General features: G+C 70.5%; 25 protein-coding genes and 1 tRNA gene. 13 read left to right on the top strand and 13 right to left on the bottom strand.

The features are described 5' to 3' along the window. Positions 1-7: 7 nt before the first annotated feature. Positions 8-1,249, bottom strand: coding sequence for an MFS transporter (locus tag ITJ69_RS07090; protein ID WP_131878453.1), 1,242 nt, complete (start codon positions 1,247-1,249; stop codon positions 8-10). Then, on the bottom strand, positions 1,246-1,686 hold the full coding sequence (locus ITJ69_RS07085; protein ID WP_194672400.1) for a MarR family winged helix-turn-helix transcriptional regulator: 441 nt from the start codon (positions 1,684-1,686) through the stop codon (positions 1,246-1,248). The genes ITJ69_RS07090 and ITJ69_RS07085 overlap by 4 nt, the downstream gene beginning before the upstream one ends. An 81-nt stretch (positions 1,687-1,767) precedes the next feature. Here ITJ69_RS07085 and ITJ69_RS07080 point away from each other — a divergent pair, with 81 nt between their 5' ends. Together ITJ69_RS07080 and ITJ69_RS07075 are read left to right on the top strand one after the other, a co-directional pair. After that, positions 1,768-2,058 (top strand): oligoribonuclease, encoded by a 291-nt coding sequence (locus tag ITJ69_RS07080; RefSeq protein ID WP_111086801.1) that lies wholly within the window; start codon positions 1,768-1,770, stop codon positions 2,056-2,058. A 29-nt stretch (positions 2,059-2,087) separates the two neighbouring features. Next, entirely contained in the window at positions 2,088-2,348 is a 261-nt protein-coding gene (locus tag ITJ69_RS07075) for a thioredoxin family protein (protein WP_123313641.1), read from the top strand. Here the strand turns inward: ITJ69_RS07075 and ITJ69_RS07070 are convergent. The 3 genes from ITJ69_RS07070 to ITJ69_RS07060 all read right to left on the bottom strand — a co-directional run bounded on the left by ITJ69_RS07070 (position 2,292) and on the right by ITJ69_RS07060 (position 5,627). Next, entirely contained in the window at positions 2,292-3,872 is a 1,581-nt protein-coding gene (locus ITJ69_RS07070) for a DUF6716 putative glycosyltransferase (RefSeq protein WP_228505038.1), read from the bottom strand. The genes ITJ69_RS07075 and ITJ69_RS07070 overlap by 57 nt on opposite strands. A gap of 82 nt (positions 3,873-3,954) precedes the next feature. Further along, complete coding sequence (locus ITJ69_RS07065) at positions 3,955-4,827, bottom strand: N-acetylneuraminate synthase family protein (protein WP_194672398.1); 873 nt, start codon at positions 4,825-4,827, stop codon at positions 3,955-3,957. After that, positions 4,824-5,627 (bottom strand): cytidylyltransferase domain-containing protein, encoded by an 804-nt coding sequence (locus ITJ69_RS07060; protein WP_194672397.1) that lies wholly within the window; start codon positions 5,625-5,627, stop codon positions 4,824-4,826. Before ITJ69_RS07060 ends, ITJ69_RS07065 begins: the two co-directional genes overlap by 4 nt. A gap of 112 nt (positions 5,628-5,739) precedes the next feature. On the opposite strand from ITJ69_RS07060, the gene ITJ69_RS07055 reads away from it, so the two are divergent. Then, positions 5,740-5,812, top strand: a tRNA-Arg gene (locus ITJ69_RS07055). A 117-nt stretch (positions 5,813-5,929) separates the two neighbouring features. On the opposite strand, the gene ITJ69_RS07050 is transcribed toward ITJ69_RS07055, so the two are convergent. Beyond that, complete coding sequence (locus ITJ69_RS07050; protein WP_194672396.1) at positions 5,930-7,222, bottom strand: hypothetical protein; 1,293 nt, start codon at positions 7,220-7,222, stop codon at positions 5,930-5,932. 89 nt (positions 7,223-7,311) lie between these two features. Continuing rightward, on the bottom strand, positions 7,312-7,578 hold the full coding sequence (locus tag ITJ69_RS07045; protein ID WP_111086795.1) for a hypothetical protein: 267 nt from the start codon (positions 7,576-7,578) through the stop codon (positions 7,312-7,314). Positions 7,579-7,736: 158 nt separating this feature from the next. On the opposite strand from ITJ69_RS07045, the gene msrA reads away from it, so the two are divergent. From msrA to ITJ69_RS07030, 3 genes are all read left to right on the top strand, one after another. After that, complete coding sequence (gene msrA, locus ITJ69_RS07040; RefSeq protein WP_159573925.1) at positions 7,737-8,264, top strand: peptide-methionine (S)-S-oxide reductase MsrA; 528 nt, start codon at positions 7,737-7,739, stop codon at positions 8,262-8,264. Between the two features lie 37 nt (positions 8,265-8,301). Continuing rightward, the gene (locus ITJ69_RS07035) at positions 8,302-8,505 is read left to right on the top strand and encodes a methyltransferase (protein WP_111086793.1); all 204 of its coding nucleotides are present in this window, start codon (positions 8,302-8,304) and stop codon (positions 8,503-8,505) included. Positions 8,506-8,628: 123 nt separating this feature from the next. Further along, entirely contained in the window at positions 8,629-9,336 is a 708-nt protein-coding gene (locus ITJ69_RS07030; protein WP_194672395.1) for a single-stranded DNA-binding protein, read from the top strand. Between the two features lie 23 nt (positions 9,337-9,359). On the opposite strand, the gene ITJ69_RS07025 is transcribed toward ITJ69_RS07030, so the two are convergent. Then, a complete protein-coding gene (locus tag ITJ69_RS07025; RefSeq protein ID WP_159573927.1) occupies positions 9,360-10,085 on the bottom strand; it encodes a hypothetical protein in 726 nt (241 codons plus the stop codon). Between the two features lie 190 nt (positions 10,086-10,275). Here ITJ69_RS07025 and ettA point away from each other — a divergent pair, with 190 nt between their 5' ends. Together ettA and ITJ69_RS07015 are read left to right on the top strand one after the other, a co-directional pair. Further along, positions 10,276-11,961, top strand: a complete 1,686-nt coding sequence (gene ettA, locus ITJ69_RS07020; protein WP_111086790.1) for an energy-dependent translational throttle protein EttA — start codon at positions 10,276-10,278, stop codon at positions 11,959-11,961. A 32-nt stretch (positions 11,962-11,993) separates the two neighbouring features. Further along, complete coding sequence (locus tag ITJ69_RS07015) at positions 11,994-12,449, top strand: acyl-CoA thioesterase (RefSeq protein ID WP_131878467.1); 456 nt, start codon at positions 11,994-11,996, stop codon at positions 12,447-12,449. Here ITJ69_RS07015 and ITJ69_RS07010 read toward each other — a convergent pair. Further along, positions 12,436-13,299: an acyl-CoA thioesterase gene (locus ITJ69_RS07010; protein ID WP_194672394.1), complete on the bottom strand. Its 864-nt coding sequence runs from the start codon at positions 13,297-13,299 to the stop codon at positions 12,436-12,438. The two genes, ITJ69_RS07015 and ITJ69_RS07010, sit on opposite strands and share 14 nt — an antisense overlap. 47 nt (positions 13,300-13,346) lie before the next feature. Here ITJ69_RS07010 and ITJ69_RS07005 point away from each other — a divergent pair, with 47 nt between their 5' ends. Both ITJ69_RS07005 and ITJ69_RS07000 read left to right on the top strand, forming a co-directional pair. Continuing rightward, entirely contained in the window at positions 13,347-14,048 is a 702-nt protein-coding gene (locus ITJ69_RS07005; RefSeq protein WP_111086787.1) for a hypothetical protein, read from the top strand. 37 nt (positions 14,049-14,085) lie between these two features. After that, a complete protein-coding gene (locus tag ITJ69_RS07000) occupies positions 14,086-14,928 on the top strand; it encodes an NAD-dependent epimerase/dehydratase family protein (protein ID WP_194672393.1) in 843 nt (280 codons plus the stop codon). Positions 14,929-15,090: 162 nt separating this feature from the next. Here the strand turns inward: ITJ69_RS07000 and ITJ69_RS06995 are convergent, their stop codons facing one another. The 3 genes from ITJ69_RS06995 to pepN form a co-directional block, all read right to left on the bottom strand. Then, positions 15,091-15,534, bottom strand: coding sequence for a globin (locus ITJ69_RS06995; protein WP_228505037.1), 444 nt, complete (start codon positions 15,532-15,534; stop codon positions 15,091-15,093). A gap of 47 nt (positions 15,535-15,581) precedes the next feature. Beyond that, the gene (locus tag ITJ69_RS06990; protein WP_132099638.1) at positions 15,582-16,649 is read right to left on the bottom strand and encodes a mechanosensitive ion channel family protein; all 1,068 of its coding nucleotides are present in this window, start codon (positions 16,647-16,649) and stop codon (positions 15,582-15,584) included. Between the two features lie 75 nt (positions 16,650-16,724). Then, on the bottom strand, positions 16,725-19,304 hold the full coding sequence (pepN, locus tag ITJ69_RS06985) for an aminopeptidase N (RefSeq protein ID WP_194672392.1): 2,580 nt from the start codon (positions 19,302-19,304) through the stop codon (positions 16,725-16,727). Between the two features lie 131 nt (positions 19,305-19,435). Here pepN and ITJ69_RS06980 point away from each other — a divergent pair, with 131 nt between their 5' ends. Beyond that, entirely contained in the window at positions 19,436-20,092 is a 657-nt protein-coding gene (locus ITJ69_RS06980) for a DsbA family protein (protein WP_194672418.1), read from the top strand. A gap of 52 nt (positions 20,093-20,144) precedes the next feature. On the opposite strand, the gene ITJ69_RS06975 is transcribed toward ITJ69_RS06980, so the two are convergent. Continuing rightward, positions 20,145-20,672 (bottom strand): GNAT family N-acetyltransferase, encoded by a 528-nt coding sequence (locus tag ITJ69_RS06975; protein WP_131921652.1) that lies wholly within the window; start codon positions 20,670-20,672, stop codon positions 20,145-20,147. Between ITJ69_RS06975 and ITJ69_RS06970 the strand changes: the two genes are divergently transcribed. Beyond that, positions 20,671-21,279: a helix-turn-helix domain-containing protein gene (locus tag ITJ69_RS06970; RefSeq protein WP_123673322.1), complete on the top strand. Its 609-nt coding sequence runs from the start codon at positions 20,671-20,673 to the stop codon at positions 21,277-21,279. The genes ITJ69_RS06975 and ITJ69_RS06970 overlap by 2 nt on opposite strands. Positions 21,280-21,301: 22 nt before the next feature. Then, positions 21,302-21,799 (top strand): ribose-5-phosphate isomerase, encoded by a 498-nt coding sequence (locus tag ITJ69_RS06965; protein ID WP_123293994.1) that lies wholly within the window; start codon positions 21,302-21,304, stop codon positions 21,797-21,799. Positions 21,800-21,802 lie beyond the last annotated feature (3 nt).

The raw sequence follows: 21,802 nt of genomic DNA, 5'->3' as shown, positions 1-21,802 counted from the left end.
TGTGCGGCTAGGACATCTCGCCGGCGCCGATGGCCTCGGCCTCGACTCGCTCCGGCTCGGCGCCGTCGTCCACGCGGCGCAGGACCTTCGTGGTGCAGAGGATCACGACGAACGCGACGGCGACGGACGCTCCGGCGAAGACGTAGGCGGCCGAGGGGGCGTACGCGTCGGCGAGCAGGGTCGCGACGGGCGGGGCGATGGCGCCGCCGATGAAGCGGACGGCCGAGTACGCGCTCGAGGCGACCGAGCGGGGCAGGTCCGTGGCCTCCATGACGCACTCGGTGAGCACCGTGTTGAGCACACCGAGCACGAGTCCACCGATGATGACGCAGATGATGAGGCCGACCTGCGAGTCCACGACGACGGCCGCGGCGAAGAGGTCGAGTGCCAGCAGGGGCAGCGCGATCTTCAGCACCGTCGTCCTGCGGAGACGGGCGGTGAGCATCGGGGCGACCCAGACGGAGGTGATCGCGAGACCGAGCCCCCAGCCGAAGAACGTGAAGCCGATGCCGAGCGCACCGAAGCCGAGCGGGAACGGCGTGTAGGCGAGCAGGACGAAGAAGCCGATGTTGTAGAACAGCGCGGTCGCGGCGAGTGCGGCGAGCGCGGGACGGCCGAGGGCGCGGAACGGCGCCGAGAGCTTCGTGGGCGTGGGCTTCTCGAGGCTGCCGGTCTTGAGGAGCGCCACGATCGCGATGAACGCGACGGCCATCAGCGTGGTGACACCGAAGAACGGGCCGCGCCAGCTCACCGACCCGAGCAGGCCGCCGACGAGCGGGCCGACGGCGATGCCGAGGCCGAGCGCTGCCTCGTACAGGATGATCGCCGAGGCGGTCCCGCCCGACGCTGCACCGACGATGGTCGCCAGGGCGGTGGAGATGAAGAGCGCGTTGCCGAGGCCCCAGCCGGCACGGAAGTCGATGATGCTCCACACGCTGTTCGACGTCGCGGCGAGGACCGAGAACACGACGATGAGCGCCAGACCGATGAGCAGGGTGCGCTTCGCGCCGATGCGGCTCGAGACCCAGCTCGTGAAGAACATCGCGACGCCGGTGACGGCCAGGTAGCTCGTGAAGAGCAGTTCGGTCTGCGCCGGGGTCGCCTTGAGCGATCCAGCGATCGCGGGGAGGATCGGGTCGACGAGGCCGATGCCCATGAAGGCGACGACGCAGGCGAAGGCGATCGCCCAGACCGCTGAGGACTGCTTGAGGATGGAGCCGGACTGGCCGGCCGGTGCGTGGGCGTTCACGCGGTGGTCTCCGTTCTGGTGGTGGTGCGCTGGGCGATCAGGACGGACGCGTGGTGCAGCACGTCCCAGTCGTCGTCGGTGAGGTCGGCGAACAACGGGCCGACCGTGTCGGTGAGCGTGGCGCGCCAGGCGGTGAGCCGGGCGCGGCCCGCGTCGGTGATGTCGATGAGCTGGCCGCGGGAGTCGTCGGGGTCGACGCTCCGCGTGACCAGGCCGTCGGCGAGCATGCCCGTGACGAGCCGGGTCATCGTGGGCTGCGCCACGCGCGAGGCCGCCGCGAGTTCCCCGAGCCGGAGCGGCTCGTCGGACTCGAGGATGCCGAGCGTGCGCCAGACCGCGGCCGACGTGGTGTTGCCCGTCGACTGCGCGGCGCTGCGGATCAGGCGGTTGACGGAGACGAGGAGCGTCTCGATCGTCTGCGCACGCGTTGTTTCCATAGCTGAACTATATAGCGATGCTATGCATTGCGCAACAGGCCGTACCAGGCCGCAACAGGCACCGCCTGGTAGAAGGGACGCATGAGCGACATCACCATCCACGAAGGCGACGAGTACACCGCGATCTTCCACGGCGGACCCTTCGACGGCACGACCGACACCCGCACCGCGACGAGCGACGCGCTGGACGACGAGGTCACGGTGTTCGCCGACGTCGAGGGCCTGCAGACGGCCTTCACCTACCGCGCCACCAAGTCCCGTCAGGTCCTCGACCAGACCTCGGTCGAGTTCACGTACGAGCCGGGGGAGTCCGACCCGGTGGACGACCTCGCCGACCGCGGCGACCGCAGCGGCGAGTTCGACCGGGAGTAGAACCCCGCCCCGCCGCGTTGCATGGTCACATGCAGCTCGACCTCTGGACGTCCGCCTTCTGTGCGCCGTGCGCCGCCGCCCGCCGGGTGTCGGCCGAGGCGTCGGCGCTCGTCCCCGGGCTCGCCGTGACCGAACGCGACGTGGCGTCGTACCCCGATGACGCAGAGGACCTCGGCATCCGTTCCACGCCCACGATCATCGTGCGGCGGGAGGACGGGGCCGAGGTCTTCCGTTCACCCGGGGTCCCCACCCGCGACCAGCTCCTGCTGGCGATCGCCAAGGCCCTCTGACGCGGCGTTCGCCGCGCTGCCGGCGGCCGCCACGCGCTCACCGCCCGCGCCGCCCGCCACGCGCTGCGACGTCGGCGCCGCCACCACGACCGGCTCCGGCGGGTCGACCAGCGCCCTCGCCTTCCGCGCCAGCCGCTTCGTCGTCCGGATCGGCGCCCCGATCACGAGCGCGAGCCAGCCCAGCGCCGAGCGGTCCGCTCCGCCCAGGGCGTTCTTCCGCTCCCAGGCCCGGCGCAGCACCCCGCCTCGGCTGCGGCGTGCGGGTTCCCGGTCGACGAGCGTCCCGGCGTCCCGCCGCGCCATGAGCTCGGTGAGCCGGCGCTGCCAGTCGTCGTCCGAGGCCGGGTGGAAGTAGTTGTCCTGCATCCAGCTCGGTCGGACCGTGCCGAACCGGCCGTCCACCAGGTCGACCGAGTCGCCCTCGAGGCCGCTCGACACGAACACCTCGTTGATGAGGTGGCGGCCGATGCCGAAGTCCGTCAGCGTCAGCGCGGGCACACCACGTGCGGCCGCTTCGAGCACCGCCGTGGAGCTGATCGTCACGAGGGCCACCGCACGGTCGAGGTGTTCGGCCATCGGCCCGCTCTCGACCACCAGGTTCGCCGGTGCGTCGGCCGGCACGAGGTCGGGGTAGGGGTGTTCCTCGCGGTGCGTCTGGTGTTCGCCGGCGGCCGCGCGGGTCTTGATCACGACGCGCCACTCCGGGTGCTGCCGTGCGGTCGCGACGAGCCACTCCACGACGAGGGCCCGGTCGACGCGCTCCAGCGGGACGCTCGGCTGGGCGGCGAAGACGACGGCGTCGCGGACGTGTGCGCCGGGCGCATCGGGCGCGCCCGTGCTGGCGCTGGCAGTCGCGCCCGTGCTGGCGCTGGCGCTCGCGCTCCGGGCGAAGGGCAGCGTGGCGAGCGCGAAGTGCGGCACGACACCGCCCTCGATCGCCATCTCCTCGTACGCCCGCACCTCGCGGTGGCTGTGCAGCACGAACAGGTCGGCCCGCGCACGGAAGAAGATGCCCTTCCACTTCGCCGGGAACGAGATGCCCGGCAGGCCGGACACCAGCACCGGCCGGTCCGGGATCCGGCGGTGCACCTCGTCGATGACGAGTTCGGCGACCGGGCCGATCAGGGACACGAGGACGGCGTCGGGCGGATCGACGCGGAGCTCCTCGACGACGGCATCGACGTTCTTCGGCGTCGGCGGATCCGTCCGCAGGTGCGCGAGTCGTGCGTCGAGCCCGCGGAACGCCGAGCGCAGCTGCTTCGCGCTGGCCGAACGCGGCGTCGCGACGGTCCGCAGGTCGAGGTCCCAGCCGGCCGGCGCCGCCGCGAGCAGGTGGGCGCCCCACTTGGCGAACGAGTCGGTGTCGACCAGGGCGACCACACGTCGGCCGCGGGGTGACGGGCCGGACGGGAGGCGCGCCTCCCGTCCGACTGTCGACGCACCCCCGTCAGCCGGCACGTCCAGGGCGCCGGTCTCGTCGACCGGGCCGCTCACGTGCCCGCTGCTCACGTGGTCTCTGCTCACGTGGTCTCCGCTCACGCGCCGACGCGGCGCAGCTTCGCGAGCGGCGCCCGCTCGCCGGCGGTCGGATGGGGACTGCATCCGCTCACGCGCCGACGCGGCGCAGCTTGGCGAGCGGCGCCCGCTCGCCGGGGAAGATCCGCTTCACCCCGTCACCGAGCGCGGTCTCGATGATCCGGATGTCCCGCGCCAGGGTCTTCAGGCCGTGCGGCTCGAGCGAGGCCGCGTGGTCCGAGCCCCACATCGTGCGGTCGAGCGTGATGTGCCGTTCGACCGCGGTGGCGCCGAGGGCGACGGCGGCGATCGAGATCTGCAGGCCCGGCTCGTGGCCGGAGTACCCGACGGGCACGCCCGAGTAGCGGTGCGCGAGGGTGTCGATCATGCGCAGGTTCGCCTCCTCGGCGGGGAGCGGGTACGTCGACGTGGCGTGCATGAGCACGAGGCGGTCGGTTCCGAGGACGTCGACGGCGGCGTCGATCTGCTCGAGCGTCGACATGCCCGTCGACAGGATGACGGGCTTGCCGGTGGCGGCGACGGCCGCGAGCATCCCGAGGTCGGTCACCGACGCCGAGGCGATCTTGTACGCGACGACGTTGAGGTCCTCGAGGAAGTCCACCGACGGCTCGTCCCAGGGCGAGGCGAACCAGTCCAGGCCGCGCAGCGTCGCGTGGTCGCCGATCTCGATGTACTGGTCGCGGTCGAACTCGACGCGGTAACGGTACTCCAGGTAGGTCATCTCGCCCCACGGGGTGCTGCGGGGCGTGTTCTTCATGTGCTCGGGCGTGGAGATCGCCGGCGTGCGCTTCTGGAACTTGACGGCCTGCAGTCCGGCGTCGGCGGCGACGTCGATGAGCTGCTTGGCGATGTCGACGTCACCGTTGTGGTTGAGGCCGATCTCGCCGATGAGGTACGCGGGGTGGCCCGCGCCGATCGTGGACGTGCCGATGGTGACGGTCATGGTGCTCCGTTCAGTGCGGGGGCTGCCCGCGTCGGGGATGGGTCGTGGTCCGGGGCGTGGATCGGAACGGCGGCTGCGCGGGCGTCGGCCGTGGCGTGCTCTTCGGTTGCGGCCGTGATTTTGGCCGTGGCGTCGGCCGCGATCAGGTCGGTCTCGTCGTCGATGTCGATCGCGCCGGCGGGGTCGACGGCGATGAGCTCGACGCGGCCGTGGAAGCGGTGCCGGTGCTGCCGGAAGCCGTCGGTCCGCATGACGTACGAGGCGCCGGTCTCGCGGTACTCGGCCGCGCGGTCCTGGCGACGCGGACGGGTGGCCGCGTCGTGGTTCACGGCGACGGCGGAACCGTCGTCGGCGACCCGCCACAGGAACGCGTGCGACGGCGCTGCGGCGAACACGACGTCGGCGTGCCCCTCCGCGACGCGCCGGATCGCCGTGTCGAGGTCGTCCGGGTCGATGAACGGCGAGGTCGCCTGCAGGAACACCAGGACCTCGGGCAGCGCATCGCCGGCGGCCTCGAGCTCGTCGAGCACGTGGAGCAGCGCGGACTCCGACGATGCCCGGTCGCCCGCGAGGTCGGCCGGTCGTCGGACCACGTCGGCACCGGCGGCGCGGGCCTCGGCGGCGATGGCGTCACCGTCGGTCGTGACGACCACGGCGTCGATCAGTGCTGCGCTGCGTGCCGACTCCACGGCCCGACGGACGAGCGACCGACCTCCGACCGTCCGGAGGTTCTTGCCCGGGATGCCCTTCGAGCCGGCGCGTGCGGGGACGACGGCGAGGACGGTGGCAGAGGAGTGCATCTCCCGGACGGTACGAAGCGCGGGTGTCCCGGAGGCGAACTGCGGGCAGACGACGGCCGAACCGTTCCGGAACCGCTCGATCGGCGGGTCCCGGTTAGAATCGACGTCGCTCGCCTCCGTAGCTCAGTGGATAGAGCAGGTGGTTTCTACCCACCGTGCCGCGGGTTCGATTCCTGCCGGGGGCACGACGCGAACGGGCCGCCATCCGATCGGATGGCGGCCCGTTGCTCGTTCGTGGGGGTGTCGGACGCGGGGTGCTGCGTGCTGGGTGCGGCGTGCTGCGTGCTGGGTGTCCGTGCCCGTTACTCGTCGTCGTCCGCGGCGCGGCGGCGGAGTTCGGAGGCGCTGATCGGCTGAGTGTGCGTCGCCTCGGACGTCTCGCTCGCGTCGGTGGGCTCCGCCGGCGCCTGGGTGATGCGGGTCGGGATCGACGTCGTGTTCGTCGTGCCCGGCGTCTCGACCTTCGGAGCCGGAGCGGACGCCGGGGTCGTCGGTGCGCCCGGGGTCGTCGGGACGTCGTTGGTGGGCGTCCGGTTGACGTGGGCGTCGGCCGAGGTGGGCGCCGGCGTCGCGACGGTGGACGACGCGGGACGGTCGGTGCCGCGGGCCGGGGTCACCCGGTCGGTGTCACCGAAGGCCTTGGTGACGGCGTCGTGGTCCACCACCTCGGTGTCGTCGGTGCCGCGGCTCGGGGTGGAGCGTGCGGGGGACGTGGGTGTGCCGAGCGCCGGGCGCACGGGCGGTGCGGCGTCGTCACCGTAGACGCGGGTGGTGTTCTCGCCGTAGGAGCGGGTGGCGTTGGCGTCCGACCCACCGCGGTTCACCGAGAACCCGGGTCCTGCAGCGGGAGCGGACGCCGACCCGGCTGCGGCAGCGGGGGCGCCACCGGCGGGGGCCGGCCCGGCGTTGGCCGGGGCCGACGGCGCGGAGGCGGGCGTGCCTCCTGGACGCTGTGCCGGACGCAGGGAAGTCGTCGTCGGCGTCGGGCGCTCGACGGGAGCGGCCTGAGCGGGCGCTGCCGGGGTCTGCGGGCGGGCGGTGCTGTTCTGGTCGGCGTTCCAGTCCTGCTGGCGCTTGATCAGGTCGGCATCCGGGTCGGGGGACTCGAACTTCCAGCGCTCGAGGTCGGCCTTGAAGAGCTTGCGTGCGCGGCCCGGACGGGCCTGCCACTCGAGCAGGCGGTCGCGGAACTCCGCGAGCGACTGGTCGGCCTGGAAGCTGAAGGTCGACGAGTTCTTCTTGATGTCGGCGATCTCGTGCTGTGCCCAGTTGGCGGCGAGGGGTGCACCCTGCACGGGGAGCAGCCGGAGCCGGATGTCGGCATCCTCTGCCAGGTGGTCCGCGTAGCCGCGTTCGTCGTGCCCGAGCGAACCCCAGGCAGCGGCCTTGCGCGCCGCGGAGATGATCGCCGCGACGGCGGCGTTCTTCGACTCGCGCTCCTGCAGGGCCACGACCCGTTTGGTCGCACCCCGTCCGATGAGCGCCGCGATCACGCCGGCGACGACGATGGCGACGAAGGGGATCACGGCACCCGAGATCACCCGCCATCCGTCGTCGGACGAAGTCCAGTCGGTCAGGTCGTTCCACCAGTCCATGCGCGCACCATACTCACGAAACGGTCAGGCCCCGGGGAGGACGAACGGCGTTCCGCGCATCCGACCCGAGATGATTCCAATCTGGAACATCATGACCAGCGGAGGCAGTCCACGGCGTCGTCGGCGGACCACACGTTCGGCAGCTCGACGAACCGACGCTCGGTCGCGACGTAGCGACGGGCGCGGTAGGCGGTGTCACCGGCGACGTCGATGCGGTCGACGTAGCCGACGATCTCGCCGTTGGCGCGGGTCACGCGGCTCAGGTCGTCGCGGACGTCGAGGATGCGGTAGTCGCCGCGCGACCGGGAGAGCGGGACGGTGCGGATCCGCAGTGCGGGTTCGGTCGTGGTCTGCATCGTGGCCTCCTGGTCGGTGTGGTCTCGACGTTACGGGCCACCACCGACACGCCGGGGCCGTGCTGACGCATCGTGGACGGCAGGGTGGGCGGTGCGTGCTGTGAAGGGCATGTCCCCGGTCCGGCCCCGCGCGGATGTCGGGGAGGTAGGTTGTGGCCATGACCACGTTCGTGCTCGCAGGTGGATGTTTCTGGTGTCTCGACGCCGTGTACCGCACGCTCCAGGGCGTGCAGGACGTGGAGTCCGGCTACATCGGCGGTCGGGTGGAGAACCCGTCGTACGAGCTGGTGTGCACGGGCTCGACCGGTCACGCCGAGGCGGTCGCGGTCACCTTCGACGAGACGGTGATCCCGGCCGAGGTCATCCTCGACGTGTTCTTCACGCTGCACGACCCGCGGCAGCTCAACCGGCAGGGTGCCGACGTCGGCACGCAGTACCGCTCGGCGATGTTCCCGGCCGACGACGCGCAGCGCGCACTGTTCGAGCAGGCGATCGAGCGCGCGTCCGACATCTGGGACGGCGGGATCGTCACCACGATCGAGCCGCCCTCGACGTTCTACCCGGCGGAGGAGTACCACCAGGACTTCTTCGCGAAGAACCCCGGTCAGGGCTACTGCCTCGCAGTCGCGCTGCCCAAGGTGAACAAGGTCCGCAGGGCCTACAGTCAGTACATCCTGGCGTCCTGATCCTCGGGCGTCGGGGCCACGAGGAGGTGGTCGAACGATGACGAACAACACCGGGACCTGGGTCGCGATCGGTCCGGCAGGTGCGGTGGGCAGCATCCACCGTGCCGCGGACGGCTTCCAGGTCGAGCTCTACGGACGAGGACGCACCGGCGGGCTCTACCCGTCGCTCGAGTCGGCGAAGGGCGCGGTCCACGCGGCGCTCGGCCCGCTCGCGGCGCGGCCCGAGTTCCGAGCGCACTAGCGGTCCAGGGCCGGACAGGAGGCCCGGGGGACTCGTCCTCCACAGGTCGCCTGGTCGGGTCCACACGCCACAGATCGAGCCCGGGGCTGCTTCCGCAGCCCCGGGCTCGATGACGATCGACGCATGAACGACATCATCACCGTCTGCGGAATCGTCGCCACGGAACCCCGTCACCTCGTCACCGAGACCGGCATCGCCATCACGAGCCTGCGCCTCGCCTCACCGTCACGTCGATGGGACCGGGCCAGCGCGGCCTGGGTCAACGGTGCGACCAACTGGTACACCGTCACCGCGTTCCGCTCCCTCGCGTCGAACGTGTTCAAGTCCCTGAAGAAGGGCGACCGCATCGTCGTGTCCGGCCGCGTCCGGATCCGCACCTGGGAGCGCGACGGCCGGGGCGGCACGTCGGTCGAGATCGATGCCGACGGCATCGGGCACGACCTGGCGTGGGGCATCAGCAACTGGGTCCGGGTGCCGCGGCAGGTGAACGACACCACGTCCGGGCACGGCGGCGTGCGGGGCGTCGATCCCCGAACCGGCGAGGTGCACGGCGGCGGCCTCGTCGCTGCTCCGGCGCTCGACGGTCAACGGCACGAGCACGGGCAGGACGCCGGCCACGAGCTCGGGGCGGACCCTCAGGCGGAGACCGACCACCGGGCCGAGGCCGACCACGGCGACGGGCCCGACCACGAGAACGAGGCCGGGACCGACCACGGGCTGGACGGCGCGGACGCGGTCGGGCCGTCAGAGCGGATGCTCGAGCAGGACGGAGCCGCATTCGACCCCCAGCCGTCGGATGACGACGGGCCGCTCACTCGGGCCGCCGCGTGACCCTGGTCAGACGCGCCGGACGGTCACCACTTCTGCGCGATCATCCCGATGCCGGACACCTGGTCGGTGTCCCAGTTGCCGCCGCGCGGCAGCCCGGAGACCCGACCGTTGATCCGGAACGTCGCTCCCTGGACCGCCGGCTTGTTGATCTGGGTCGCCTTGATGCCGTGGAACGAGAAGTTCGTGTTCCACGTGCCGTTCAGACCGGTCCGGCCCTTGACGTTGCCCACCGTGATGCGGGTGTCCTGGACAGTGGAGTGCACGACGTCGCCGTTGAGGCGGCCGTTCGCCTCGGCGTTGAAGAACAGCCGACCGTCCAGGTTGAGCTTGAGCGTGCCGATCGTCTTGTGGTTGACGATCATCGTCGCGACGTCGTTCTGGTACCAGCGCATCCCGATCGGGGTGTTCTTGTTCGTCGCCGGACCGAGGTACCCGTAGGTGAACTTGCCGTTCTGCACCCGCTCCCAGATGAAGCGCGGCTTGCCCTTGCTCTCGGGCGAGCCCTTGTCCGACTGGATGCCGAACGCGTAGGCGTTGTTGTGGGCGTCGTGCACGTTGATGTACGACGAGTACCCCGTACCGGCCCCGTCGGCGCTGATGGTCGCCGTGTAGAGCAGGTACGGGGAGCCCTTCGGCACTGCGCCGGCGGCCGTCGCCGGAGACGCAGGCGCGACGAGGGCCGCGGTGAGCGCGATCGCTCCGAGGAAGGGGAGCGCGAGTCGGCGCAGTCGTGTGGCGTGCCTGGTCATGGTTGTCATCCCGTCCGTGATCCTGGATCGGTCCGCGTCGTGGTGAGCGACGGTCCCCGAGGTGGTTGGCGAGGACAACCTACGTCGTCGCCAGGGATCCCGACAGACCCCCGTCCCGCCGGGTGCGCGAAGCGGCGATCCCGTTCCGGGCGCGCGACGCACCGACGGGGTCACTACACTTGGGGCCGATATGGCTGAGTACATCTACCAGATGGTCCGCGCCCGCAAGGCGGTCGGCGACAAGCTGATCCTCGACGACGTCACGATGTCGTTCCTCCCCGGCGCCAAGATCGGCGTCGTGGGACCGAACGGTGCGGGCAAGTCGACGATCCTGAAGATCATGGCCGGTCTCGACCAGCCGTCGAACGGTGAGGCGAAGCTCACGCCGGGCTTCACCGTCGGCATCCTCATGCAGGAGCCGGAGCTCGACGAGACGAAGACCGTCCTCGAGAACGTCCAGGAAGGCGTCGGCGAGATCCACGCGAAGCTCGCCCGCTTCAACGAGATCTCCGCGCTGATGGCCGAGCCCGACGCCGACTTCGACGCGCTCCTCGCCGAGATGGGCACGCTGCAGGAAGAGATCGACGCCGCCGACGCGTGGGACCTCGACTCGCAGCTCGAGCAGGCCATGGCCGCGCTCCAGTGCCCCCCGGGGGACGAGCTCGTCACGCACCTGTCCGGCGGTGAGAAGCGTCGCGTCGCGCTCTGCAAGCTCCTGCTCCAGAAGCCCGACCTGCTCCTGCTCGACGAGCCCACCAACCACCTGGACGCCGAGAGCGTGCAGTGGCTTGAGCAGCACCTGCAGCAGTACCACGGTGCCGTCCTCGCCGTGACCCACGACCGTTACTTCCTGGACCACGTCGCCCAGTGGATCGCCGAGGTCGACCGTGGTCGCCTCTACCCGTACGAGGGCAACTACTCGACGTACCTCGAGAAGAAGCGTGCGCGCCTTGAGGTGCAGGGCAAGAAGGACGCGAAGCTCGCGAAGCGCCTGTCCTCCGAGCTCGACTGGGTCCGCAGCAACACCAAGGGTCGTCAGGCGAAGTCGAAGGCCCGTCTCGCCCGGTACGAAGAGATGGTCACCGAGGCCGAGCGCACCCGCAAGCTCGACTTCGAGGAGATCGTGATCCCCGTGGGCCCGCGTCTGGGCTCGCAGGTCATCGATGCCGAGAAGCTGCACAAGCAGTTCGGTGAGCGCGTCATCATCGGTGACCTGTCGTTCACGCTGCCCCGCAACGGCATCGTCGGCGTCATCGGCCCGAACGGTGTCGGCAAGACGACGCTGTTCAAGACGATCGTCGGGCTCGAACCCCTCGACGGCGGCACGCTGAAGATCGGCGACACGGTCGACATCTCGTACGTCGACCAGAGCCGTGGCGGCATCGACCCGAACAAGAACCTGTGGGAGGTCGTGTCCGACGGGCTCGACTACATCCAGGTCGGCAAGACCGAGATCCCGTCCCGCGCGTACGTCTCGCAGTTTGGGTTCAAGGGCCCGGACCAGCAGAAGCGGGCCGGCATCCTGTCCGGTGGCGAGCGCAACCGTCTGAACCTCGCGCTGACGCTCAAGCAGGGCGGCAACCTGCTGCTCCTCGACGAGCCGACGAACGACCTGGACGTCGAGACCCTCGGCAGCCTCGAGAACGCCCTGCTCGAGTACCCCGGTTGCGCCGTGGTCATCACCCACGACCGTTGGTTCCTCGACCGCATCGCGACCCACATCCTGGCGTGGGAAGGCCTCAACGAGGACGGCACGCCGAACTGGTACTGGTTCGAGGGCAACTTCGAGGCGTACGAGGAGAACAAGATCGAGCGTCTCGGTGCCGATGCCGCGAAGCCCGGGCGCGCGACGTACCGCAAGCTCACCCGCGACTGACCCGCGTGGCGAGACTGCACGCTCCCATCCGCATGCGGTGGAGCGACATCGACGCCTACGGCCACGTCAACAACTCCGCTATGCTGCGCCTGCTCGAAGAGGCGCGCATCGTGGGGTTCTGGGGTCCGGACGCGGGTGAGCTGACGGCGGACGGCAGCCTGCCCGAGCCGATCATCGACGGTCGGCCGGGCTCCGGCACGATGACGGTGATCGCCGGACAGCGCCTCGAGTACCTCGCGTCGATCCCGTACCTGCGCCAGCCGCTCGACATCCAGATGTGGATCGGGCGGCTCGGTGGGGCGAGCGTCGACGTGTCGTACGAGGTCTGGTCGCCGGTCGGGCAGCAGCCGGCCGAGCTCTACACCCGGGCGACGACCGCGCTCGTCATGGTGGACGCCGCCACGAACCGTCCTCGGCGGCTGACCGCGGCCGAGCGTGCGGCGTGCGAGCAGTACCTCGAGGCGCCGGTGGAGTTCAGCCGCCCGTAGGGACCCGCATCATGCCCTCCTGCGCCACGGTCGCCAGCAGGCGTCCGTCGCGGGAGAACATCCGACCGAACGCGAGCCCCCGGCCGCCCTGGGCGCTGGGGGACTCCTGCGTGTACAGGATCCACTCGTCGGCCCGACCGTCGCGGTGCCACCACATCGCGTGGTCGAGGCTGGCGCTCTTCACGCCGGGCGTGCCCCAGGCGACGCCGTGCCGCCGCATGATCGGTTCGAGGATCGACAGGTCGCTGGCGTACCCGAGGACCGCACGGTGCAGCGCCGGGTCGTCCGGCAGGTCGCCCTGCACACGGAACCAGACCGCCTGGTGCGGCACGTGCTCGCCCTGCACGTCGACGAACACCGGTCCCTGAACGTGCCGCAGGTCGATCGAGCGCTCGGCCCAGGCCTTGGCGACGGGGTGGTCGATGGTGGACAGGATCGACGCGGCGGACGGCAGCGACTCCGGTGACGGCGTGTCCACCGGGTACGGGTCCTGGTGCTCGACCCCGGTGTCCGGCACCTGGAACGACGCGATCATCGAGAAGATCGGAACTCCGCGCTGGTAGGCCTGCACGCGCCGTGTCGCGAAGGACCGACCGTCGTGGATGCGTTCGACGCCGAAGGTGATCGGCACGTCGATGTCGCCGGGGCGCAGGAAGTACCCGTGCATCGAGTGGATGTCACGCCCCTCGATGGTGGCCTGCGCAGCGACGATGCACTGGGCGAGCACCTGGCCGCCGAACACCCGCCCGCCGGGGGACCAGTGGTTCGCGCCGGTGAGGATCGTCTCACCCGTGCTCGCACCGGTGTCCTCGAGTCGGAGTGTCCGCAGGAAGTCGGGTTCGCCGTTCACGTGGTGCAGTCTACGAACACAGGGTGCGCCGGTAGGATCGGTTCGACATGGGCACCTCGTTCACGCTTCCCGACGCCGCCTCCCTCGGGGACCTCCGCACGTACCTCGGACGTGCCGCTCGGATCGAGGACGGTTCGGTCCGGTTCATCGCCGACTCCGGTGTCCTCGCGGTCTACACGGCGATCCTGTACCCCCTCGGACTCCTCGATGAGCTGCCGACGGTGCTCGGCCTCCGCACGTTCTCGCTCACCGAGCCCGCGACGATCGACGCCGTGGTGCCGCTGCAGTCCCTGCTCGAGCGGCTCCGGCTCCTCGCCGAGGCACAGGACGCCGAGCACGCCGACGGCGCCGACCCGACGCGGGCCACCCCGATCGAGGTCGAGCTCCCGCACGAGGTCCACACCGTGACCTGGGCGGCGATCTCCCCGCCCCGTGGCGGATGGGTGCCGCTGCCCGACGTCTCGCCGGAGCTGCTGCGCCGCGCCACCCGTGACGGCATCGCCGAGGTCGCCGACGCCGTCCCGACCAACGCGGGTGAGGCGATCATCCGCAAGGTGCGATCCGAGGTCTGGGGCCGTCCGGTGCCGGGCATCGAGCACCTGCCCGCTGGTGCAGGCTTCGCGGGGGAGAGCCTCGGCTTCCTCGGGCACGACCCGGTCCGCCTGTTCGAGACGGGTCCGTGGAGCCGTCTGACGACGTCGCGCGGGCACGTGCTCGTCAAACGCCGCGCCTGGACCCTGAACCTGTAGCGAACGTCACGTCCTGGCCAGGTGGTTGGCTGGCCGCATGCACGTCTTGCTCACCGGTGCGTCCGGGTACATCGGTTCCTCTGTCCTCCGCGCCCTCGTCGCCCACGGGCACGAGGTGACCGCCATCGTCCGCTCCGACGAGAAGGCGCAGCACGTGCGTGACGCCGGTGGGCACGCCCTCGTCGGGGACGTCACCGACACCGAGGTCGTCGAACGGCTGCTGCACGAGACCGACGGCGTCGTCCACACGGCGTCCGCGCCTGACGTCGACCCGGACTTCACCGCGACGGTCCTGCGCGCGTCCGCCGGCACACCGAAGCCGTTCGTGCACACCGGCGGCATCTTCACCTTCGGCAACTCGACGGACATCTCCGAGCAGTCGCCGATCGATCCGCCCGAGCTGACGTCGTGGCGCACGGCGAACGAGGCTGCCGTGCGGACGAGCGACGTGCGGACCACGATCGTCGCCCCGGGCATCGTGTACGGGCGAGGTGCCGGCATCCCCGCGATGTTCGTCAGCGACGGCACCCAGCCGGTCACGCTGGTCGGTGACGGCTCGCAGCGCTGGACCACGGTGCACGTCGACGACCTCGGCGAGCTCTACGTCCTCGCGCTGGAGCGTGCCGAGCAGGACGGGTACATCGTCGCCGCGACCGGGGACAACCCGACGGTGCGCGAACTCGCCGAAGCGGGGGCGCACCGCGCACCGGTCGTCGCCGAGAGCGTCGATGCTTCGCGCGAGCGACTCGGTGGGGCCTTCGCCGACGCGCTGCTCCTGCACCAGGAGGCGTCCGGAGCCCACGCCCGCTCCGCCTACGGCTGGAACCCGACGCACCCGTCCTTGGTCCAGGACCTCGCCACCGGCTCGTACGCGCGCTGAGGACGACGAACGGCCCTCGACTACGGTGTCAGCGCCGTCGAGGTTCCACAACACGCCGCGCGTCGTTCGCCGAGGTTCCACGAACGGGACGAGGCGGCGCCGAGATGTGCAGATTTCGGAACCTGAACGGCGGTCGGAACCTGGGCGGCTGAAGGGCAGGCGTCAGTCGAAGGTGTTCGTCATGGCGTGCGCGGCACGGTCGAGGTACGCCCAGAGCTCGGCCTCGTCGAGGGGTGCGAGCTGCAGGGACTCGACGGCCTCACGCATGTGGTGCAGCCAGCGCTCGCGGGCCTCGGACGTGATGCGGAACGGGTTGTGCCGCATCCGGAGCCGGGGGTGTCCGCGTTCCTCGCTGTAGGTGCCCGGCCCGCCCCAGTACTGCTGCAGGAAGGCCGACAGACGCCAGATCGCGCCCTCGAGGTCGTCGGCCGGGTACATCGGCCAGATGACGTCGTCCTGCTGCACGCCCTCGTAGAAGCGGCGCACGAGCCGGTCGAAGGTCGGGGCGCCACCGATGCGGTCGAAGAGCGAGCCGGTGGCCGAGACCCCGTGCTCGCCGACCCGCAGCGTGATCGGCTGTGCCGGAACACCCGGCACGCCGGGCATGCCGAGCCCACCCCCGCCTGGGCCGCTGCTCGGAGGTGTGGGATCGGTCACTGGGGGTCCTTCCCGCCGTCGTGGTGGTCGTCGGTCCGGATGGGTTGCCCGAGCACGTTGCGCTTGGGGCGGCGCGGCTTGGTCGGCGCCGGGGTGGGACGCGTCTGCACCGACCGCAGCCCGTTGATCGAGGTCGCGTTCTCCCAGCCCTCTGGCATGATCATCGCCATCGCCGGCAGGGTGACTCCGATCTCGTCGACGGCGTGCTTCAGGCGGGCGCGGAGTTCGCGGCCGACGACGTCGAGTTCGGAGGCGCGGGTCTTCACGACGAGGCGGAACACCATGCCGTCGGGGGAGACCGACTGCAGCCCCCAGATCTCGGGCTTCTCGACGATGCGCTGGCGCCAGCGGGGCTCCTGCGACATGGTGACGGCGGCCGCGAGCAGGGCGTCCTGCACGGCGTCGATGTCGGTGTCGTAGGGGACGGTGATGTCGACGAGGACGCGCGACCAGCCCTGGGACAGGTTGCCGACGCGCAGGATCTGCCCGTTCGGCACGAACCACAGGATCCCGTTGACGTCGCGCACCTGCATGACTCGGAGTCCGACGTTCTCGACGACGCCCGTGGCCTGCCCGGTGTCGACGACGTCGCCGACGCCGGCCTGGTCCTCGAGGATCATGAAGATGCCGGACAGCAGGTCCTTCACGATCGACTGTGCGCCGACGGCGAGGCCCGCGGCGACGAGCGAAGCGCCACCGACGATGCCGACGGCGGCGTTCGGGATCGCCACGGGGATGATGATCGCAAGGGCCACCACCACGACGATGACCGTTGCGAGGTTCTCGAGCACGCTGCCCAGGGTGCGGGTCCGCTGCACCACGCGCGCGGTCTGGACCGGCGACGCGATGAGCGCCTGCGTGTCTTCGGCACCCTGCCGCTTCTTCACGCCGTTCACGACACGGTCGACGATCTGCTTGATCATCCGGCGGAGGATCACGCGCAAGATGATCGCCGCGATGATCGTGATCACGATCGTGATCGGGATGTGCCAGGCGTCGACGAACTGGGTGAACGCGTTGGATGCCCACTTGGGGACGTCGGAGGTCTCTGCAGCCAAGGTCATATCCGGTCGATGCTAAGGGCGGGGCCTCGGCGTTCCATGAGGAACGCCGAGGCCCCGCCGATCAGTCACTCGAGCTCAGGCGTCGGCAGCCTGCACCCGGAGCGCACGCTCCGTGCCCGCGACGCTCTCGGACACGATGCGCCGCAGCGCCGGGGTCTCCGGGTGCGCCTCGAGCCACGCGTGGGCGGCGTCGCGGAGCTCGGCCGACGCGAGCGGCGCCGGGTAGAGGCCCGAGACGATGGTGTCGGCCATGTGGTAGCTGCGCTCGGCCCAGATGCGGGTGAGCACCTCGAAGTACTTCGGCACGAGGCCTTCGAGCACGACGGGGCTGTTCACGTGCTGGAACCCGACCGTGGTCTGGCGCACGATCGCGTTCGGCAGCTCGGACGAGTCGACGAGCGACGCGAACGCGGCCAGCTTGCCCTCGGCGGTCGGGATCGTCGCACGGGCGCGGGCCGCGGCCTGCTCACCCGACGCGGTCTTGTCGGCCGCGAGTTCGGCGTCGACCTCGGCATCGGAGGCGGCACCGGCGAGCACGAGGCCCTCGAGCAGCTCCCAGCGCAGGTCGGTGTCGATCTCGAGCCCGCTCAGTGTGACCGAACCGTCGCGCAGCCCCTGCAGGGTGGCGACGTGCTCGGGCGTCGACGCGATCTGTGCGAAGAACTTCACGAACTGGAACTGGGCGTCCGACCCGGCCTCGGCCGAGGCCGCGAGCTGCCAGAGCGTCTCGCCCACCGTGCGGACCGTGGCGTCGACCTTCGACGGCGCCACGTAGTTGCGCGTCGTCAGGAGCAGCTGCGACAGGGTCGTGCGGATGGTCGTCGACTCGGACTCGGTCGCGATGTTGCCGAGCGCGAGCCGGACGTAGTCGCTGGCGGGCGACTCGGCGTCGCGCGTGGCGTCCCACATCGCACCCCACACGATGGAGCGGGCGAGCGGGTTCGCGATGGCCGCGAGGTGCTCGATCGCCGTCGTGCGGGACTGCTCGTCGAGACGGATCTTGGCGTAGGCCAGGTCGTCGTCGTTGAGGAGCACGAGGTCGCCGCGCTGCACGCCGACGAGCTCGGGGACCTCGGTGCGTGCGCCGTCGACGTCGATCTCGACGCGGTGCACGCGCTCGAGCTTGCCGCCGGACGACGCGGTGTCGGCACCGAACGGCGCGGAGTCGTCCGTCCCGAAGGAGTAGACGCCGATGGCCAGGCGGTGCGGGCGGAGCGTCGGGTAGTCGGCCGGTGCTTCCTGCAGGACGGCGAACGAGGTGATCGCGCCGGACGCGTCGACCTCGATCTCCGGGCGGAGCGTGTTGACGCCCGCGGTCTCGAGCCAGAGCTTCGACCACTCGGACAGGTCACGGCCGCTGGTCGCCTCGAGCTCGACGAGCAGGTCGCGCAGCTCGGTGTTCGAGTGGTGGTGCTTCTTGAAGTAGGCCGAGACGCCGGCGAAGAACGCGTCGATGCCGACCCACGCCACGAGCTGCTTCAGGACGGAACCGCCCTTGGCGTACGTGATGCCGTCGAAGTTGACCTGGACGTCCTCGAGGTCGTTGATCGTCGCGACGATCGGGTGGGTCGAGGGGAGCTGGTCCTGGCGGTATGCCCAGGACTTCTCCATCGCCTGGAACGTGGTCCAGGCCTCGGTCCACTCGGTGGCCTCGGCGGTGGCGATCGTGGAGGCCCACTCGGCGAACGACTCGTTCAGCCACAGGTCGTTCCACCACTTCATGGTGACGAGGTCGCCGAACCACATGTGCGCGAGCTCGTGCAGGATCGTGACGACCCTGCGCTCCTTGATGGCGTCGGTCACCTTCGAACGGAAGACGTAGGTCTCGGTGAACGTGACCGCGCCCGCGTTCTCCATCGCGCCGGCGTTGAACTCCGGCACGAAGAGCTGGTCGTACTTCTCGAACGGGTACGGGACGTCGAACTTCTCCTCGTAGTAGGCGAAGCCCTTCTTGGTGGTCTCGAACACGTACTCGGGGTCGAGGTACTCGGCCAGCGACTTGCGCGCGAAGACGCCGAGCGGGATGGTCCGGCCGTCGCTGCTCGTGAGTTCGTCGCGGACGACCTCGTACGGGCCGGCGATGAGCGCGGTGATGTAGCTCGAGATGGTCGCGGTGGGTGGGAAGGCCCAGGTCGCGTTCTCACCGTCGACGTGGGGCTCGGGCGTCGGGGAGTTCGACACGACCTGCCACCGTGACGGCGCCGTCACGGTGAAGGAGAACTGGGCCTTGAGGTCGGGCTGCTCGAACACCGCGAACATGCGGCGCGAGTCGGGGACCTCGAACTGGGAGTACAGGTACACCTCGTCGTCCACGGGGTCGACGAAGCGGTGCAGGCCCTCGCCGGTGTTCGTGTACAGCGCGTCGCTGACGACCACGAGCTCGTTCTGCTTCTGCAGGTCGTCGAGCTGGATGCGGACGCCGTCGTTCACCGCGGCGACGTCGAGCGCGGTGCCGTTCAGGGTGACGGAGTGCACGGTCTTCGTGATCGCGTCGATGAACGTGGACGCACCGGCGGTCGCGGTGAAGCGCACGCGGGTGGTGCTGCCGAACGTCTCGGCGCCGCGGGTCAGGTCGAGCTCGACGTCGTACGTCTGCACGCTGACGATGCCGGCACGTTCCTGGGCTTCGGTTCTGGTGAGGTTCTCTCCGGGCACGCAACGCTCCATCTTCGCTGAGGACGCGGACGATCGTGGTCCGCGAGGGGGAGTCCCGGCACGGCGTCGTGCACCGGCGGGACGGTCATCCCCAGCCTAGCGACGCCGCGTACGCTCGGAGCGTGAGCGAGATGACTGTGGACAAGACGACGGAACACACGACGGAACACCCGACCGAACGCACCACCGTGGAGTTCTGGTTCGACCCGAACTGCCCCTGGGCCTGGATGACGAGCCGCTGGGTGGGCGAGGTCGCCGAGCACCGCGACCTCGACGTCACGTGGAAGGTGATGAGCCTGTTCGTCCTGAACGAGGACCAGGACATCCCCGACGAGTACCGCGAGCGCATCCACAAGGGGCAGCTCTACCCGCGCATCGTCACGGCGGCGCGGCTCCGGCTCGGCCAGGACATCGTGAAGCCGCTCTACGACGCCCTCGGTGAGCACATCCACCACCGCCAGGAGCAGGACCCCGACCAGGTGGTCCCCGCCGTGCTCGCGGAGCTCGGCCTCGACGCCGACCTGCTCGAGTACGCCTGGACGGACGAGGTCGACGCCGCCGTGCGCGTCAGCCACCAGGACGGCATCGACCGCGTCGGACAGGACGTCGGCACGCCCGTCATCGCCGTCGCCGGCACCGCGTTCTTCGGCCCGGTCATCTCCCCGGCACCCAAGGGCCAGGAGGCGCTCGACCTGTGGGACGGCGTCGTCGCCGTGGCGAAGTACCCCGGCTTCTTCGAGCTCAAGCGCTCGCGCACCGTCGGCCCGATCTTCGACACCACCGCCTGACGCTCCGGCAAGCGGACGGGAGGCGCGGCTCGCCCCCGCCCCTCGGCTCGCGTCAAGCGAGGGGCAGGCGCATGAGCGTCAGGTCCAGCCACCGGTCGAACTTGCGTCCGACCTCGGGCACGACCGCGACCGTGCTGAACCCGAGCTTCTCGTGCAGCGCGATCGACCCGGTGTTCGTGCTGCAGATCCCGGCCATCATGACGTGCCGGCCCTCGGCGGTCGCGCGCTCGACGAGCGACCGCATCAGGGTCGAGGCGATGCCCCGACCGCGGAACGACTCGACCACGTAGACGCTGTGCTCGACGGTCAGCCGGTACCCGTGGTGCGGCCGCCACTGGGAGTACGTGGCGTACCCGGCCACGGTGCCGTCGACCTCGGCGACGAGCACCGGGTACCCGTCGCCCTGCCGCTCGGCCAGCCAGTCGTCGAAGTACGCGCGGGGGTGCGGGGTCTCCTGCCAGATGGCGGTGGAGTGCAGCACGGCGTCGACGTGCAGGGCGTGCACGACGTCGAGGTCGCGGGGTCCGCAATCGCGCACCACGACCGGATCCGCCCCGTTCGTCGCATATGCTGTCGTCATGTCTCACATCGTAGACGACGAGCCGGGTCTCGCGGAACGGGCCCTCGGCGAGCGCCTCCAGCGCCTGCGCACCGAACGCAAGTGGAGCCTCACCGAGCTCGCCGAGGAGTCCGGTGTCTCCCGCGCGATGATCAACCGCGTCGAGCGCGGGGTGTCGAGCCCCACCGCGACGATCCTCGGCCGGCTCTCCGGCGCCTTCGGCCTGACGATCTCGCAGCTCCTCGACGAAGCCCTCGAGCACGAGGTGCCCAGGGCGACCGACCCCGACGACGCACGTGGCATCCAACGCGGCGCGACCGCGGAGTCCTGGACCGATCCCGACACCGGGTACCGCCGCCGTCCGGTCTCGAGCGCGGCGTTCCCCGCGGACGTCACCGAGGTGCGCCTCCCGGCCGGCCGCGAAGTGGCCTACCCGGCGTCCGCCTACGCGTTCCTGCGGCACTGCATCTGGGTGGTCGACGGCGTGCTCGAGCTCGTCGTCGGCGGCGAGCCGACGCGGCTCGCCGCGGGGGACCGGATCGAGCTCGGTGACCCCGCCGACGTGGTCTACCGGAACCCGGGCGAGGGGCCCACGCGGTACGTCGTCGTGGTGGTCCGGGGGCAGTAGTCGCAGGAATAGGATCGGTTCCATGCGCATCCACCTCGGAACGGACCACGCCGGCCTCGAGTTCAACCAGACCCTCGCAACGCACCTGACCGAAGCCGGTCACGAGGTCGTGGACCACGGACCGACCGAGTACGACGCGCTCGACGACTACCCCTCGTTCTGCATCAACGCCGCGCACGCCGTGGTGCAGGACCAGCGAGCCGGCGTCCAGGCGCTCGGCGTCGTGTTCGGCGGCTCCGGCAACGGTGAGCAGATCGCCGCGAACAAGGTCGAGGGCGTCCGCGCAGCGCTCGTCTGGAACGAGTCGACCGCACTCCTCGCACGCCAGCACAACGACGCCAACGTCATCTCGATCGGTGCGCGCCAGCACACCGAGGACGAAGCGATCCGCTTCGTCGACCTGTTCATCGCCGAGCCGTTCTCGGGCGAGGAGCGTCACGCGCGCCGCATCGCGCAGCTGGCCGAGTACGAGCAGACGGGGCACATCGCCGGCAAGCAGATCGACGGCTCGGCCGAGTAGACA

The sequence above is a fragment of the Curtobacterium sp. VKM Ac-2887 genome, from assembly GCF_015350935.1.
In the GTDB taxonomy this organism is placed as follows: domain Bacteria; phylum Actinomycetota; class Actinomycetes; order Actinomycetales; family Microbacteriaceae; genus Curtobacterium.
This window is presented reverse-complemented; position numbering and strand designations above follow the sequence as displayed.

Coding starts and splice junctions, on each gene's coding strand:
- ITJ69_RS07085 (WP_194672400.1), bottom strand. CDS start 1,686: ATGGAAACAACGCGTGCGCAGACGATCGAGACGCTCCTCGTCTCCGTC.
- ITJ69_RS07080 (WP_111086801.1), top strand. CDS start 1,768: ATGAGCGACATCACCATCCACGAAGGCGACGAGTACACCGCGATCTTC.
- ITJ69_RS07075 (WP_123313641.1), top strand. CDS start 2,088: ATGCAGCTCGACCTCTGGACGTCCGCCTTCTGTGCGCCGTGCGCCGCC.
- ITJ69_RS07065 (WP_194672398.1), bottom strand. CDS start 4,827: ATGACCGTCACCATCGGCACGTCCACGATCGGCGCGGGCCACCCCGCG.
- ITJ69_RS07060 (WP_194672397.1), bottom strand. CDS start 5,627: ATGCACTCCTCTGCCACCGTCCTCGCCGTCGTCCCCGCACGCGCCGGC.
- ITJ69_RS07050 (WP_194672396.1), bottom strand. CDS start 7,222: ATGGACTGGTGGAACGACCTGACCGACTGGACTTCGTCCGACGACGGA.
- ITJ69_RS07045 (WP_111086795.1), bottom strand. CDS start 7,578: ATGCAGACCACGACCGAACCCGCACTGCGGATCCGCACCGTCCCGCTC.
- msrA (WP_159573925.1), top strand. CDS start 7,737: ATGACCACGTTCGTGCTCGCAGGTGGATGTTTCTGGTGTCTCGACGCC.
- ITJ69_RS07035 (WP_111086793.1), top strand. CDS start 8,302: ATGACGAACAACACCGGGACCTGGGTCGCGATCGGTCCGGCAGGTGCG.
- ITJ69_RS07030 (WP_194672395.1), top strand. CDS start 8,629: ATGAACGACATCATCACCGTCTGCGGAATCGTCGCCACGGAACCCCGT.
- ITJ69_RS07025 (WP_159573927.1), bottom strand. CDS start 10,085: ATGACCAGGCACGCCACACGACTGCGCCGACTCGCGCTCCCCTTCCTC.
- ettA (WP_111086790.1), top strand. CDS start 10,276: ATGGCTGAGTACATCTACCAGATGGTCCGCGCCCGCAAGGCGGTCGGC.
- ITJ69_RS07015 (WP_131878467.1), top strand. CDS start 11,994: ATGCGGTGGAGCGACATCGACGCCTACGGCCACGTCAACAACTCCGCT.
- ITJ69_RS07005 (WP_111086787.1), top strand. CDS start 13,347: ATGGGCACCTCGTTCACGCTTCCCGACGCCGCCTCCCTCGGGGACCTC.
- ITJ69_RS07000 (WP_194672393.1), top strand. CDS start 14,086: ATGCACGTCTTGCTCACCGGTGCGTCCGGGTACATCGGTTCCTCTGTC.
- ITJ69_RS06995 (WP_228505037.1), bottom strand. CDS start 15,534: ATGCCCGGCGTGCCGGGTGTTCCGGCACAGCCGATCACGCTGCGGGTC.
- ITJ69_RS06990 (WP_132099638.1), bottom strand. CDS start 16,649: ATGACCTTGGCTGCAGAGACCTCCGACGTCCCCAAGTGGGCATCCAAC.
- ITJ69_RS06980 (WP_194672418.1), top strand. CDS start 19,436: ATGACTGTGGACAAGACGACGGAACACACGACGGAACACCCGACCGAA.
- ITJ69_RS06970 (WP_123673322.1), top strand. CDS start 20,671: ATGTCTCACATCGTAGACGACGAGCCGGGTCTCGCGGAACGGGCCCTC.
- ITJ69_RS06975 (WP_131921652.1), bottom strand. CDS start 20,672: ATGACGACAGCATATGCGACGAACGGGGCGGATCCGGTCGTGGTGCGC.
- ITJ69_RS06965 (WP_123293994.1), top strand. CDS start 21,302: ATGCGCATCCACCTCGGAACGGACCACGCCGGCCTCGAGTTCAACCAG.